The 15,143-nt window shown below is 34.7% G+C and carries 11 protein-coding genes; 1 reads left to right on the top strand and 10 read right to left on the bottom strand.

The annotated features are described in order from the left end of the window. Positions 1-84 precede the first annotated feature (84 nt). The 4 genes from AC1Q7L_RS10310 to folE form a co-directional block, all read right to left on the bottom strand. The gene (locus AC1Q7L_RS10310; protein WP_492305320.1) at positions 85-1,251 is read right to left on the bottom strand and encodes a T9SS type A sorting domain-containing protein; all 1,167 of its coding nucleotides are present in this window, start codon (positions 1,249-1,251) and stop codon (positions 85-87) included. Between the two features lie 310 nt (positions 1,252-1,561). Then, positions 1,562-3,028: a cysteine--tRNA ligase gene (gene cysS / locus AC1Q7L_RS10305; protein WP_492305319.1), complete on the bottom strand. Its 1,467-nt coding sequence runs from the start codon at positions 3,026-3,028 to the stop codon at positions 1,562-1,564. A 150-nt stretch (positions 3,029-3,178) separates the two neighbouring features. After that, positions 3,179-3,610, bottom strand: coding sequence for a DinB family protein (locus AC1Q7L_RS10300; RefSeq protein ID WP_492305318.1), 432 nt, complete (start codon positions 3,608-3,610; stop codon positions 3,179-3,181). Between the two features lie 11 nt (positions 3,611-3,621). Continuing rightward, positions 3,622-4,287: a GTP cyclohydrolase I FolE gene (gene folE / locus AC1Q7L_RS10295; RefSeq protein WP_066752686.1), complete on the bottom strand. Its 666-nt coding sequence runs from the start codon at positions 4,285-4,287 to the stop codon at positions 3,622-3,624. A gap of 98 nt (positions 4,288-4,385) precedes the next feature. On the opposite strand from folE, the gene AC1Q7L_RS10290 reads away from it, so the two are divergent. After that, positions 4,386-5,540 carry a hypothetical protein gene (locus AC1Q7L_RS10290; RefSeq protein WP_492305317.1) on the top strand — a complete coding sequence of 385 codons (1,155 nt, stop codon included), beginning with the start codon at positions 4,386-4,388 and terminating at the stop codon, positions 5,538-5,540. 59 nt (positions 5,541-5,599) lie between these two features. On the opposite strand, the gene AC1Q7L_RS10285 is transcribed toward AC1Q7L_RS10290, so the two are convergent. The 6 genes from AC1Q7L_RS10285 to AC1Q7L_RS10260 all read right to left on the bottom strand — a co-directional run bounded on the left by AC1Q7L_RS10285 (position 5,600) and on the right by AC1Q7L_RS10260 (position 15,140). Continuing rightward, on the bottom strand, positions 5,600-7,117 hold the full coding sequence (locus AC1Q7L_RS10285) for a phage tail-like protein (RefSeq protein WP_492305316.1): 1,518 nt from the start codon (positions 7,115-7,117) through the stop codon (positions 5,600-5,602). 194 nt (positions 7,118-7,311) lie between these two features. Further along, positions 7,312-8,268 carry a methylenetetrahydrofolate reductase [NAD(P)H] gene (gene metF, locus AC1Q7L_RS10280; protein ID WP_492305315.1) on the bottom strand — a complete coding sequence of 319 codons (957 nt, stop codon included), beginning with the start codon at positions 8,266-8,268 and terminating at the stop codon, positions 7,312-7,314. Positions 8,269-8,352: 84 nt separating this feature from the next. Next, a complete protein-coding gene (metH, locus tag AC1Q7L_RS10275) occupies positions 8,353-11,013 on the bottom strand; it encodes a methionine synthase (protein WP_492305314.1) in 2,661 nt (886 codons plus the stop codon). A 63-nt stretch (positions 11,014-11,076) separates the two neighbouring features. Then, on the bottom strand, positions 11,077-12,087 hold the full coding sequence (locus AC1Q7L_RS10270; RefSeq protein ID WP_492305313.1) for a homocysteine S-methyltransferase family protein: 1,011 nt from the start codon (positions 12,085-12,087) through the stop codon (positions 11,077-11,079). 187 nt (positions 12,088-12,274) lie between these two features. Further along, positions 12,275-13,441, bottom strand: a complete 1,167-nt coding sequence (locus AC1Q7L_RS10265; protein WP_492305312.1) for an O-succinylhomoserine sulfhydrylase — start codon at positions 13,439-13,441, stop codon at positions 12,275-12,277. A gap of 160 nt (positions 13,442-13,601) precedes the next feature. Further along, positions 13,602-15,140 carry an ACT domain-containing protein gene (locus AC1Q7L_RS10260; protein ID WP_492305311.1) on the bottom strand — a complete coding sequence of 513 codons (1,539 nt, stop codon included), beginning with the start codon at positions 15,138-15,140 and terminating at the stop codon, positions 13,602-13,604. Between the last annotated feature and the right edge of the window lie 3 nt (positions 15,141-15,143).

Genomic DNA, 15,143 nt, shown 5'->3' with positions numbered 1-15,143 from the left:
CAAAACTTATTGAATATCAAATATTCATTAAAAAAGCCTTCTCAGATATTTGAAAAGGCTATGATTTTAAAGAAAGCTAAAAGATTATTCTGTTACAATAATTTTCTTGCTTAATAATATTTTTCCGGACTCATTAGCGATACTTACAATATACGCTCCATTGATCAGATTTTTCAAATAAACCTGTTGGTTTAATGAACCGTCTTTTACGGATAAATTCTGTTGCATTACATTCTTACCCGAGATGTCAAAGATCGTAAGTTTAAGATTTCCTTTTACCGATTTATCATTCACATTTACGTTGATTAATTGCTCATCAACTCTGGTCGGATAAATATCTAAATTTGCCAAAGCATTATTTGAAATTGCTTTATCATTAGCGAAATATTTACTCGCCAAATCATAAATATGTAAATTTAAATTTCCGGGAAGTTGTTTTGCCCGTAAATCATTTAAATTCACTTCATATAGAGGCGCTCCTTTTGCACTTGCAATCACAACTTTTCCGTTAGAATTCACCGCAGCTCCGTTTACAGAATATCCTTCGGGAATTCCTGTTATTTTTCCGACAAATTTGGACTTTAATTCTTTAGTTGAAACTTTAAAAACATTTCCTGAAGTTGCAAAAACATAGAAATTATTATCTGCATCGGCAATCATATCACCTCCAAAGCCTGTTTCAATTGTTGTGAAAGAATTTTTTCCATTTGAAGAATCATCTTTAACAATCCCAAGATCATTTACAACATATTGATTGTTCTTTTTACTGATCTGTAAAAACTGTGTTCCGGAATTATTCATCGCGTAAATATTACCGTCATATCCGGTCGCCATTCTCGTTATGTGAGAATTAATATCGCAAGAAGTTACTCTTGCAACACTGTTCTCCACCAAAGTGATTTCTTTCGTTTTAGAATTTAAAACATAGATATTTGATGAAAACATCGGCATATAAACCAGATTATTATTTCTGGAATCGTATGCTAAAGTCGCCATAGTTGTTGCCTGAGAATTGTTGTAAGAATTTTTATCCTCAGTTACAGAGCCGTTTCTTGTCTGCGAAAATATTTTTGCAGAAGAATCTGCCGTGAAGACAGCTTCTCCGGGAGTTCCATTTACTACATCAATGGCGCGAAAGTCATTGAAAACAATACCTGGAGTATCTTTTCCCGTCAATGCAAAAAAATCTTGCTGGGCATGAGCATTTGCTCCTAATAGTATCAAAAATAAAGGGAATAAATGTTTTTTCATAATAAGTTGGATTTAGATTCGTAATGATTTTACTATTACTAAGTTACATAATTTTCAAATTGAATAACAAAAAATCTCTATTAATTGAATAACATTTACAATAATTTAATTTTAATGATGTGATTGTGATAATTTGGAGAATGTTTTAAGCCTAATATCTTTTTATACTTAAATTTTAACCATTAAGATTTTATTTAAGGTGTTAAGGTTATTAAGATAGGGATTTCTCCTTCGTCGAAATGACAAAAACACGCATAAAAAAACTCCCACAAATTTGTGAGAGTTTAAGTATATACTATTTTTTAAAATTTTAATTTAAAACGTAAGTTGTTCCGTCTCTTCCGTCTTTCAATTCGATGCCTTCAGCAAGTAGTTTATCACGGATTTGATCCGAAAGGTCAAAGTTCTTCGATTTTCTTGCCTGATTTCTCAGTTCGATTAAAACCTGTAACGTTTGATCCAACTTTTCATTGTTATTTTCTTCAACCGCCTGAAGTCCTAAAACATCAAATATAAGAGCATTTAAAGTTGATTTCAAATCCTCTAAATCTTTCGTTGAAATGGTTTCTTTCTCATCATTTAAAGCAAAAATAAATTTCACAGCTTCAAATAAATGAGCAATCAAAACCGGAGAATTGAAATCATCATTTAAAGCTTCGTACGCTTTATTTTTCCACTCTTCCAGATTAAAACCTGATTGTTTTTCATCATTCGGAGTGATTGAATTCAATACTTTTACCGCTTCCATTAATCTTATGAAACCTTTTTCGCTCGCAATCATTGCATCATTAGAAATATCTAAAACACTTCTATAATGAGCCTGTAAGAAACAAAAACGTACAATCGACGGATGGAAAGGTTTTTCAAAGAAATCATTATCTCCCGTAACCAACTGCATTGGTAAAATGTAATTTCCTGTCGATTTACTCATACGTTGCGTATTCATTGTCAACATATTGGCATGCATCCAGTAATTTACCGGAGCGATATCATTGCAAGCTTTTCCTTGAGCGATCTCACATTCGTGGTGTGGAAATTTCAAGTCCATTCCACCTCCGTGAATATCAAATTTTTCACCTAAATATTTAGTGCTCATCGCAGTACATTCAAGATGCCATCCCGGGAAACCTTCTCCCCAAGGCGAATTCCATCTCATGATGTGTGCAGGTGAAGCTTTTTTCCAAAGGGCAAAATCCTGTGGATTTTTCTTTTCTCCTTGTCCGTCCAAATCACGAGTGTTGGCAAAAAGTTCTTCAATATTACGTTTTGAAAGTTCGCCGTAATTAAGGCCTCTTTTATTGTATTCAAGAACGTCAAAATATACAGATCCGTTGCTTTCGTAAGCGAACCCTTTTTCAATTAATTTTTGAGTTAACTCGATTTGCTCAACAATATGACCAGTTGCTGTTGGTTCGATGTTTGGAGGAAGTAAATTAAACATTTCCAAAACCTTATGAAAATCAACTGTATATTTTTGTACGATCTCCATCGGTTCTAACTTCTCAAGACGGGTTTGCTTTACAAATCTGTCGTTGTTTACGTCTCCATCGTCTGTAAGGTGCCCTGCATCGGTAATATTTCTTACATATCTCACTTTATATCCCAAATGCGTTAAGCTTCTGTAAATAAAGTCGAAAGAAAGGAAAGTTCTCACATTTCCCAAATGCACATTGCTGTAAACGGTAGGTCCACAGACATACATTCCGACGTTTCCTTCTAAAATTGGGTTAAATATTTCTTTTTCCGCTGTAAGCGAGTTGTATATTTTTAATTGCATTGTGTTATATTTGATTTAATGATTTTAAAATTTAGTTTAAAGTTTAGATATATTAAAAGACCAAAATCTTTTAACAGCAGCATTTACAGCAACAACAAATAATTGTCATTACGAAAATTTTATCCGAGCTTTTTTTAAATTTTATCATTATTAAATTGCTTTTAAGTGATATTTTAAATGATCAACATAATCCTGAATAATAAATTCCAAAGTGAAATTCTGAGGATTTGTTTTTGTGGTATCGCAAGTTCTTTGCAATGCCTCATCCGGAATATTTTCAACGGTATGAACAATTTGAAAATTCAAAAATTTCCAAAGATTGATCACATCCTGAGTGGGAATATTCTGATAATTCTGAGCTTTTACCCAAAAATCCTGATCATAAACAATATTCTCGTTTTCTTTATATTGAGTGACTACAAATCTTCTGATGTTTGTAATTGCACTATCACAAAGATGACCTAAAATTTCTTTTTTTGACCATTTTTCCGGCGAAATTTTATAAGACCAATCTTCTTCATAGATCTTTTCGAATCTAAGAAGTTCTTCTTCAATAATATTTTTAAGAATCTGATAGTTCATTACAATCGAATTTAATCCAATTTAGCATGACTTCCTACATAATGTAAGAATTCCTGTCTTGTAATAGGATTTGTCTTGAAAATTCCGCTAAGTTCTGCTGTGATGGTAGAACTTGCCGTGTCTTTAATTCCTCTACAATTTACACAAAGATGTTTAGCATCAATGATACAAGCAACATTTTTTGTACCTAAAGCTTCTTTTAAAGCGTTCACGATCTGCATTGTCAATCTTTCCTGAACTTGTGGTCTTTTCGCGTAATAATCTACAATCCTGTTAATTTTTGAAAGTCCAATTACTTCACCATTTGAAATGTAGGCAACATGCGCTCTTCCAATGATCGGTAAAAAGTGGTGTTCACAAAAAGAATATACTGTGATATCCTTTTCAACCAACATCTGACTGTATTTATATTTATTGGAAAACGTGGAAATTCCCGGTTTGTTTTCAGGCAATAATCCTCCAAAAATTTCATTTACATACATTTTAGCAACACGCGTTGGAGAATCTTTCAAGGAATCGTCTGTCATATCCAATCCAAGCGTTTCCATAATCTCACCGAAAAGTTCAGTGATCTTTTCTATTTTTTCCTGTGGCGATTTATCAAAAGCATCTTCCCGTATAGGCGTATGTTCTTTTCCTGTGAAAATATCATCGTCGTTATCAGTAAAATCAACCATTTTTTATTTAATTTGCAACAAAAATACGGATAATATCTGTTCGTATATTTCAATTTAACCCAAAAATATTACCTCATCTCCTCATTCGTATAAAAGTTATGATTATTGCTGAAGAAGTACACCATGAAAATCAGAAAAAGGAATTTCTAGAATTCCCTGTCAGACTTTATCAACATGACAAAAACTACATCAGACCTTTAGATAAAGATATTGAAGCTATTTTTGATCATCAAAAAAATAAATTCTTCAAAAACGGAGAATGTAAAAGATTCATATTTAAAAATAAAGACAATAAAACTGTTGGAAAAATAGCGGTTTTTGTTAATCAATTATACAAACAAAATCAACCTACTGGAGGAATTGGATTCTTTGATTGCATTAATGATCAGGAAACAGCTAATTTTATTTTTGATTATTGTAAAAAATGGCTTCAGGAAAGAGGAATGGAAGCGATGGATGGACCTATAAATTTCGGTGAAAGGGATAAATTCTGGGGATTGCTCATAGATGGATTCATAGAACCTTTATATGGAATGAATTATAATTTTCCTTATTACAAAGAGCTTCTTGAAAATTATGGTTTTCAAATTTATTTTGAACAGCTTTGTTTTTCAAGACCTATTTTCGCGGAAGTTTCGAGAGTCTTTACAGTTATGCATGCAAAACACAGTAAAAATCCTGCAATTTCAGCAAGACCATTGAAAAAGAATAATCTTGAAAAATTTGCTAAAGATTTTACTGAAATTTATAACAAAGCCTGGGCGGCTCACGGAGAAGGGAAACAAATAGAGGAAGTAAAGACTTTAAAAATGTTTAAAACGATGAAACCCATCATCAATGAACATATTTCATGGTTCGTTTACGAAAATGAAAAACCTGTTGCGATGTGGATGAATATTCCGGACTTGAATCAATGGTTTAAATATATGAATGGGAAATTTGGATTTATTGAGAAACTAAAGTTTTTATGGATCAAAAAATTCAAAAAAAATGAAAAAATGGTTGGTCTTGTTTTCGGAGTTGTACCCGATTGGCAGAAAAAAGGACTTGAAGGCTATATGATTTGGGAAGGTACCCAACACCTAAGAAAACATACCGATTTTAAAGTTACCGAACTTCAATGGATCGGAGATTTTAATCCAAAAATGATTAAGATTGCGGAAAATCTGGATACAGAGGTGACTAGGAAATTGGCGACTTATCGGTATTTGTTTGATAGGGGAAAGGTTTTTGAAAGGCATCCAATGTTGTAAGATAGAGTTTCGGCGGCACCTTTGGTGCCGCCGAAATTGTTTATAAATAAAGTAAATTATTATCTCAATCTCTGTATCAAGATCAAACTTCTGTAAGAATTCCCCGTACTCGGACTCTGACTTGATGCTGTCGTAAAAGTATTTGTTCCAGGAAGTATCGTAAAATCAACAGTTTGTGCCGATCCTGTGATATTAATGAAATCATCAAAATAGTAAGTTGTAGTCTGATTTGAGTTATTGGTAAAATTTACCAAAGAATATTCATTATTATTTACAATACTTTTCAGGAAAAGATTATTTAATGAACTTGTTGCTGCAAAATTTCCTACAAGTCTCACCTGTATTTTATATATTCCAGGCTGTAATAAAATCTGATCTGCAGTTCTCGCCGGCGATCCTTGTCCTGCAGGTGCAGACACAGCATCATTTATCGTTGCTCCTACAATGGTATTAATAAAATTGGGTGCAGTGTTGGGCGCATTTCCCATTTCTGCTGTACTATCATTTGAGTTAAACCTTAGTCCAACTTCACTCACTGTTGTGTAAGTAAATGCATTCAAACCTATTCTTAGAATCTGACCTTCTACCGAAACTGTATTATTTTTATAAATATCCCCGTTTGTATCAATAACTAAACTAGTCGCAGCTGTGTTAGTCGGTAATGTTGCTAAGCTTTCAAATCTTACAGCACTTGAATTGGCATTTACATGAAGTCTTCTAGCCGGAGTGCTTGTTCCGATTCCTACGTTTCCTGCAGAAGTAATTCTGAAACGTTCATTTAAACCTCCACCTAAAGAATTCCCTACATAAAAATCTTCCTCAGTACCATTTACAATCGTTGCACCAGTACGAATACTTCCCAAAGCCCAATTGGCACCGCCGGATGTAGGTCCGCTATTGGTAAATCCTAGTAAAGAATAATTACCTGTAGCCAAAGGAGAAGTATTTCTTAATGCTAAAAATGCATATTGATTAGTAGAATTGGCAGCATCAATAATATTATACCTATTAGAAATTGCAGTCCCCGAAATCACCTGTAACTTTGTTTCGGGTGTTGTGGTACCAATTCCAATTCTGTCAGTTACAGCATCAACAGAAAAAGTATTTCCATCGACAGAAAAATGGTTTGTTCCTGCAGTTGCAGAATTTGCAAAAGTTAATGTATTTGTCCCCTGCGAAACGGTTCTGTTTGTAGTAAGAGTTCCATTTGCATTGTAAATATTTGTGAAACCTGTAGAATTGACAACCTGCTTCCAAATTGAACCATCAAAGTAATAATAACCTGCTCCTGCAACTTCTGCAACTTGCGTTAAACTTGGAGTTGTGCCTGAAGGAGCCGTAACATCTGTAACATAAACCAAAGCTCCACTTTCTGTTGCACCGTAAACTCCGGCAGATTTTGCTGCTAATTGCTGCTTTGTAATTCTTGGAGCTCTAAAACCATCTTTGATGCTTGCAGATGCCCCATTTCCCACAACATCTAAAGTAGTTTGAGGTGTTGGGGTATTGATACCAACTTGCGCATTAAAAGTTGTAGCTAAAGAAATAAAACTTAGAAATAACGTTATTTTTTTCATGAAAATCGAATTTGAAATGAAAATAATAATTATAATTAATAAATTATGTTAAAAAATATATTTTAACATATTAATTCTATGGCAATTCATACTTATAAGTTTTATATTCCTTAATCATTAAATAAATCAATAATTTTTAAATATAAAAGCCCTGCTCAAAGCAAGGCTTAAAAAAATCAAATATCATTTTTACTTTAGAATAGCTCTCCAGCTACTTTTTTAATATTGTCACTTTTCCCCATTGAGTAAAAGTGTAAAACAGGAACTCCAAAATCTAGAAGTTCTTTGCATTGATTGATTGCCCATTCTACTCCAATTTGTTTTACGGCTTCATTGTTTTTAGCACTTTCCACTGCATTAATTAAATCTTCCGGTAAATCGATTTTGAAAACCTGTGGCAATAACTTTAAATGTCTTTTTGTTGCAATCGGCTTAATTCCAGGAATAATTGGAACTGTAATTCCCATTTCTCTAGCTTTTGTCACAAACTCGATAAATCTTTTATTATCAAAAAACATTTGAGTCACGATATAATCTGCTCCGGCATCTACTTTTTGTTTCAGCCATTTTAAATCGTAATTCATGGAAGGTGCTTCCATATGCTTTTCAGGATAGCCGGCTACTCCAATGCAAAACTTGTTATTTTCTTCACAAGCCTGCTCGTCATGAAGGTATTTCCCTCTTCCGAGATCATTGATTTGATGAACCAAATCCATCGCACTTTCGTGACCTCCTTTTGTAGGCTCAAAATATTGATGACCTTTCATCGCGTCGCCACGAAGTGCCATTACATTATCGATTCCAAGATACATACAGTCTACCAAAAGATATTCTGTTTCTTCTTTCGTAAACCCTCCACAAAGCAAATGCGGAACAGTATCTACATTATATTTATGCTGAATTGCCGAACAAATCCCCAATGTTCCGGGACGCATTCTGGTAATTTTACGTTCCATCAAACCGTTGCCTTTATCAATGTAAATATATTCTTCACGAGAAGTCGTTACATCAATAAAAGGAGGTTTAAACTCCATCAAAGGGTCTATATTTTTATACAAATCTTCAATCCCGATTCCTTTCTGGGGCGGAACAACTTCTAAGGAGAACAAAGTTTTTCCGTTTGCATTTTTTATGTGTTCTGTAATCTTCATTTTATATTTTTGTTGAGTATTGATTGTTACTCGTTGATTGTTTTAAACCAGCAACAAACAACTATCAACCATTAACTATTTTTATTAATCTGCTAAATTAGGTGACAACCATTTCCTCGCTTCCTGTAAAGAAATTCCTTTTCTCTTCGAATAGTCTTTCAATTGGTCTTCTGTAATTTTTCCGAGTCCAAAATATTTTGCATGCGGACTTCCGAAATAATACCCTGAAACTGCTGCTGTCGGGAACATTGCTAAACTTTCTGTAAGATAAACTCCAATATTTTCTTCTACTTTTAAAAGATCCCAAATGGCATGTTTTTCCAAATGATCTGGACAAGCCGGATAACCTGGTGCGGGACGAACTCCTTTATATTTTTCAGCAATTAAGTCATCATTGCTTAAATTTTCCTGATTGGCATATCCCCAATATTCTATTCTTACTTTTTTATGTAAAAATTCGGCATAAGCTTCTGCAAAACGGTCAGCCAAAGCTTTTACCATGATTGCATTATAATCGTCATTGGCTTTTTCATACTCATCTGACAATTCATCAGTTCCAAAACCTGTGGTCACACAGAAAGCTCCCACATAATCAGTTTTTCCTGAACTTTGAGGAGCAATAAAATCGCTTAATGCTAAATATTCTTTGCCTTTAGATTTTTGAAGTTGTTGTCTTAATGTGATAAATTTAGATTGCTGCTGATCATTTTCATCAAATATTAAAATATCATCATCTTCAGTTGAATTTGCTTTGAATATTCCGAAGATCGCTTTGGCTGTCAATGACTTTTCATCTAAGATTTTCTTTAAAATAACCTGAGCATCTTTAAATAATTCTTTAGCCTGCTCTCCTACTACCTCATCATCAAAAATATTTGGGTATTTACCGTGAAGATCCCAGCTTCTGAAAAACGGTGACCAGTCGATAAAAGGAACCAATTCATTTAAATCTTGACCTTCGAAAACCTGTATTCCTAAATTATTCGGTGTGAAAATCTCTTCATTTTCCCAATCAATTTTAAATTTATCTTTTCTTGCATCTTCAATGGAAACATATTCTTTGTCAATCTGTCTGTTCAGAAACTTTTCACGGAAATCTGAATAGTCACTCTTTAAATCACTTACATATTCTTTATTCCTATCTCCCAATAAAGAACTCACCACATTTACCGCTCTGGAAGCATCGTTAACGTGAACAACTGCATTTTTATATTTTAAATCTATTTTTACGGCAGTATGTGCTTTTGAAGTCGTTGCACCACCGATCAATAAAGGAAAATTAAGATTCTGACGCTCTAATTCTGATGCAATGTATACCATTTCATCTAAACTTGGTGTGATCAAACCACTCAGACCGATAACATCAACATTATGTTCAATCGCAGCCTGAATAATTTTTTCGGCTGGAACCATTACCCCAAGGTCAACAATTTCGTAATTGTTACAACCCAAAACAACGCTCACAATATTTTTACCAATATCATGAACGTCACCTTTTACTGTTGCCATTAAAATTTTACCGTTGGCTGGTCTTTCGCCATCTTTTTCAGCCTCAATAAAGGGCTGTAAATAAGCCACCGCTTTTTTCATTACCCTCGCCGATTTTACAACTTGTGGCAAGAACATTTTTCCGCTTCCGAATAAGTCGCCGACTACGCCCATTCCTGTCATTAAATTAACTTCAATAACATGCAAAGGTTTAGCAGATTGTAGTCTTGCTTCTTCCACATCTTCTTCAATAAAACGGTCAATTCCTTTTACCAAAGAATGGGTGATTCTTTCCTGTAAAGGTCTGGTACGCCATTCCAGTTCTTCAACAACTTCTTTTTTGACAGATTTATTCTTTTCAGAATAATCCAACAACCTTTCTGTTGCGTCTTCTCTTTTATCGAGAATTACATCTTCTACAAGACCTAATAATTCTTTATTAATTTCATCATAAACCTCCAACATCGCAGGGTTTACAATCCCTATATTCATTCCCGCCTGAATTGCGTGATAAAGGAAAACCGAGTGCATTGCTTCTCTCACCGTATCATTTCCACGGAAAGAGAATGAAACATTACTCACTCCCCCACTTACAGACGCATACGGAAGATTTTGGCGAACCCATCTTGTTGCTTCGATGAAGTCGATTGCATTTCTTCTATGCTCATCCATTCCTGTTGCAACAGGGAAAATATTTAAATCAAAAATAATATCCTCTGCCGGAAACTTCACTTCATCCACTAAAATATCATACGACCTTTTTGTGATTTCAAGTCTACGATCGTAAGTATCGGCTTGTCCGTCTTCGTCAAAAGCCATGACAATAACCGCCGCACCATATCTTTTGATAGCTTTAGCCTGTTTGACAAACTCCTCTTTACCACCTTTTAAACTGATGGAATTCACTACAGATTTTCCTTGAACAACCTGTAATCCAGCTTCCAAAATTTCCCATTTTGAGGAGTCGATCATGATCGGAATTCTGGAAATATCCGGTTCTGAACCTACTAAATTCAGGAATTTTATCATGGAAGCTTTTCCATCGATCAATCCGTCATCAAAATTAACGTCAAGGATCTGTGCGCCGCCTTCAACTTGGTGACGGGCAATATCCAAAGCTTCAGAAAATTTCTCTTCTTTAATTAATCTTAAAAACTTTTTGGAACCGGCAACATTCGTCCTTTCACCAACATTGATGAAATTACTTTCCGGCGTTATAATAAGAGGCTCAAGCCCCGATAATCTTAAATATTTCATTAATTGTGTATTCTTCTAAAATAAATTAGTAGCGTTAATCCTAAGCAATAAATGTTGAAAAATTTATACAATTTCTCTCACTTTTCTTGGCTCATATTTATCAACCAAATCCGCAATTGCTTTGATGTGATCTGGTGTTGTACCACAGCAACCTCCGATGATATTGATGAGTCCTTTTTCTACATATTCTCTGATTTGTTCTGCCATAAATTCTGGCGTTTCATCATATTTTCCGAATGCGTTGGGAAGACCAGCATTGGGATACGCTGAAACAAAGAAATCTGAATTATGCGCCAATGTTTCTAAATAAGGAGTCAACTGATTGGCTCCTAAAGCACAGTTGAAACCAACACTCAATAAATTTAAGTGTGAAACTGAGATCAAAAATGCTTCTGCAGTTTGTCCGCTCAGCGTTCTTCCTGACGCATCGGTAATGGTTCCTGAAACCATGATTGGAATTTTAATTCCTCTTTCTTCGCTAATTTCATCAATAGCGAAAAGAGCAGCTTTTGCATTTAACGTATCGAAAATAGTTTCTACCAATAAAATATCTGAACCTCCATCTAATAAAGCTTCAGACTGTTGTTTGTAAGCAATTCTCAATTCGTCAAAAGTGATTGCTCTGTATCCTGGATCGTTTACATCCGGACTTAAACTTGCCGTTCTGTTCGTTGGCCCGATTGAACCTGCTACAAATCTTGGTTTATCAGGATTTTGAGCTGTAAATTCATCACATGCTTTTCTCGCAATTTTTGCGGACTCATAATTCAGTTCGTACACAAGATCTTCCATATGGTAATCTGCCATAGCAATTGTTGTTCCTGAGAAAGTATTGGTTTCAATAATGTCTGCGCCTGCTTCCAGATATTTTTTATGAACTTCCTCGATCGCATGAGGTTGCGTTAATGAAAGTAAATCATTATTTCCTTTTACAGGGTGTTCATAATCCTTAAACCTTTCGCCACGGTAATCTTCTTCCTCGAATTTGTATCGCTGAAGCATTGTTCCCATTGCTCCGTCTAGCACAAGAATTCTTTCGGATAATGCTTTATATAATTGTTCTGAATTTTTCATTTTATTTATTTTTCATTGGTGAATTAATCCGTTGATTGATATTTTTCCACAGGTTTCACCTATGGCTATTGTTGTTGAACCCTTCGGGTTCTTTTGCAGCCCGACTTGAGCGGAAATCCTTTTTTATCAGGCAAAAGCGATGGAAAAAAAGATTGGGAGCGGAAGGGGGATACAGCTGCCCAAATAATTAATCCAATGCCTGTTTCAGATCTGCGATGATATCGTCTACATTTTCCAAACCTACTGAACAACGAACTAAGCCGGCTGTAATTCCTACTTCATTTCTTTCTTCATCTGATAATTTCGAGTGCGTGGTAGAAGCCGGATGCGTAACAATTGTTCTGGTATCACCCAGGTTTGCAGAAAGAGAACACATTTTTATTTTATCTAAAAAGTTTCTTCCGCCTTCAATTCCGCCTTTGATCTCGAATGCGACGATATTCCCACCCAACTTCATTTGTTTTTTTGCCACTTCATAACTTGGATGCGATGGCAGGAAAGGATATTTTGTCAATTCTACATTCGGATGGTTTTCTAAAAACTCGGCCACTTTTAAAGCATTTTCACAATGTTTCTCAACACGGATTGCCAACGTTTCTAAACTCTTTGACAAAACCCAAGCGTTGAAAGGTGACATTGCAGGCCCCGTATTTCTTGCAAAAAGATAAATCTCACGAATCAAATCTTCTCTACCAACAGCTACTCCTCCTAAAACACGACCTTGTCCGTCAATTAATTTTGTTGCTGAATGAACAACAACATCTGCACCATATTTAATCGGCTGTTGAAGATAAGGTGTTGCAAAACAATTATCTACAATAAAAATAAGGTTATGTTTTTTCGCTATTTTTCCAAAAAACTCTAAATCTAATACTTCAATTGCAGGATTTGTAGGGGTCTCAAGATATAAGATCTTGGTATTTGGTTGAATATATTTTTCTACATTTTCGGCATCTTCAGCTTTGAAATAGGTTGTTTCGATATTCCATTTCGGGAAATATTTTGTGAACAACGTGTGAGTAGATCCGAAAACCGACTGACAGCTTACAATATGATCTCCAGCATTTAACAAAGTTGCAAACGTTGAATAGATCGCTGCCATCCCTGTTGCGAAAGCATACCCTGCTTCTGCGCCTTCCATTTTCACAATTTTATCTGTGAATTCCGTTACATTAGGATTTGAAAATCGGCTGTATAAATTCTTTGGTTTTTCTTCTGCAAAACTCGCTCTCATATCTTCTGCATCCTGAAAAATAAAGCTTGATGTAAGATATAATGGCGTTGAATGCTCGTCAAACTGGGTTCTTTCAGTTTGCGTTCTTATTGCGAAGGTTTCAAAATTTTCGTTTTCCATTTCTATATTTTCCGTAGGTTTTATTTACGGTTGTTTGTTATTATTTCGTTACATAGGTTTCACCTACGGCTATTAATGTTGAACTCTTTGGGTTCGCTGATTATTTCGTTCCATAGGTTTCACCTACGGCTATTGATATTGAACCCTTCGGGTTCACTGATTATTTAGTTTCACTTACTCTTAAAATATCTCCGAAAACTCCTCTTGCAGTAACCTGAGCTCCGGCTCCGGCTCCCATAATTACGATTGGGTTTTCACCATAACTTTCTGTATAAATTTCAAAGATTGAATCTGAACCTTTTAATTGTCCTAATGCGGAAGTTGCAGGAACAGAAATTAATTTTACATCCAATTCACCTTTGTCTTTTTGTAAATCACCATGCAAATCTCCAACATATCTCAATACGTGACCAGGTTCTTGGTTTTCTTTGATTTTTTGATATTCTTCATCCAATTCATCCAATTTGGATAGAAATTCCGGTTTTGAAACGGAAAGTAAATTTTCAGGTACCAAATTTTGAACATTGATGTCATCGAATTCATTAATTAAGTCAAGTTCTCTCGCCAAAATCAATAATTTTCTCGCAACATCGTTTCCTGACAAATCTTCTCTTGGATCCGGTTCTGTAAATCCTTTTTCTAGGGCTTCATTGATGATTGTTGAAAATTTATCATTTCTTAAAGAAAAATTGTTGAAAACATAACTCAATGTTCCAGAGAACACTCCTTTAATTCTAGTAATATTTTCTCCTGAAAGGTGTAAAAGTTTTATGGTATCAATTAACGGCAAACCTGCACCAACATTGGTTTCGTATAAATAACGTCTGTTATTTTTGTTCAACGTATATCTTAGTTTACGATATTCTTCGATCGGAAGTGTATTGAAAATTTTATTGGAAGAAACCAAGTCAAATCCATTTTCTGCCAATGCATGATAGTTATGAACAAAATCTTTGCTTGCCGTGTTATCAACAACGATCAGGTTTTCTAACTGATTTTCTTTTGAGAATTTAATTAATTCCTGAACATCTGATGGGCTTTCTGCAGCTAAAACCTCATCGCTCCAATTACTATCAAAACCTGTTTTATTGAAGGCAATTTTTCTTGAATTTGCAACCGCTACCACTTTAAGATCAATCTTTTTACGTCTTCTGATTTCTTCTGACGACTGTAAAACCTGCTCTATCAAAGTCTTACCAACGTTTCCGTGACCGATAATTGCTAAATGAACCGTTTTTGGTTTTTTAGAGGTCTCAGATTCGATGATATTTTTTGCTTTTTCGTCTTGCGAAGACGTTACCACGATATTGATACGCTTTTCGCTTCCTACTTGATTTAAAAGCAATGGAAAAACGTTGTTTCTAGCTAATTCAGCCAACACTTTATTTAAATCTTCTGCAACAAAACCTATTACAGAAACATTATTTATACTGTAAATCTGGGAAACTTTTCCCGATTTTCTTTCTGCTTCAAACTCGTCAATCAGACAATTTACCGCTTTTTCGGAATCAGCTTCCTGAACCAAAATTGATAATCCGTTTTCAATTGCCTGTTGAGAAATTACCCCAACACTTATTCTCGCTAAAGTAAGCGCTTTAAAAATTCGTCCGTCAATCCCGATTTCACCTAAGAAATCCTCCCCTTCAAATTTGATGATTGATCTGTTTTTTAAAAATTTTATTTCGTTAGCATTTTTCATCGT

The organism is Chryseobacterium sp. GW823-FHT05E08, assembly GCF_058795655.1.
The sequence above is the reverse complement of the archived record's forward strand: the minus strand, read 5'-3'. Positions and strand labels throughout refer to the sequence as shown.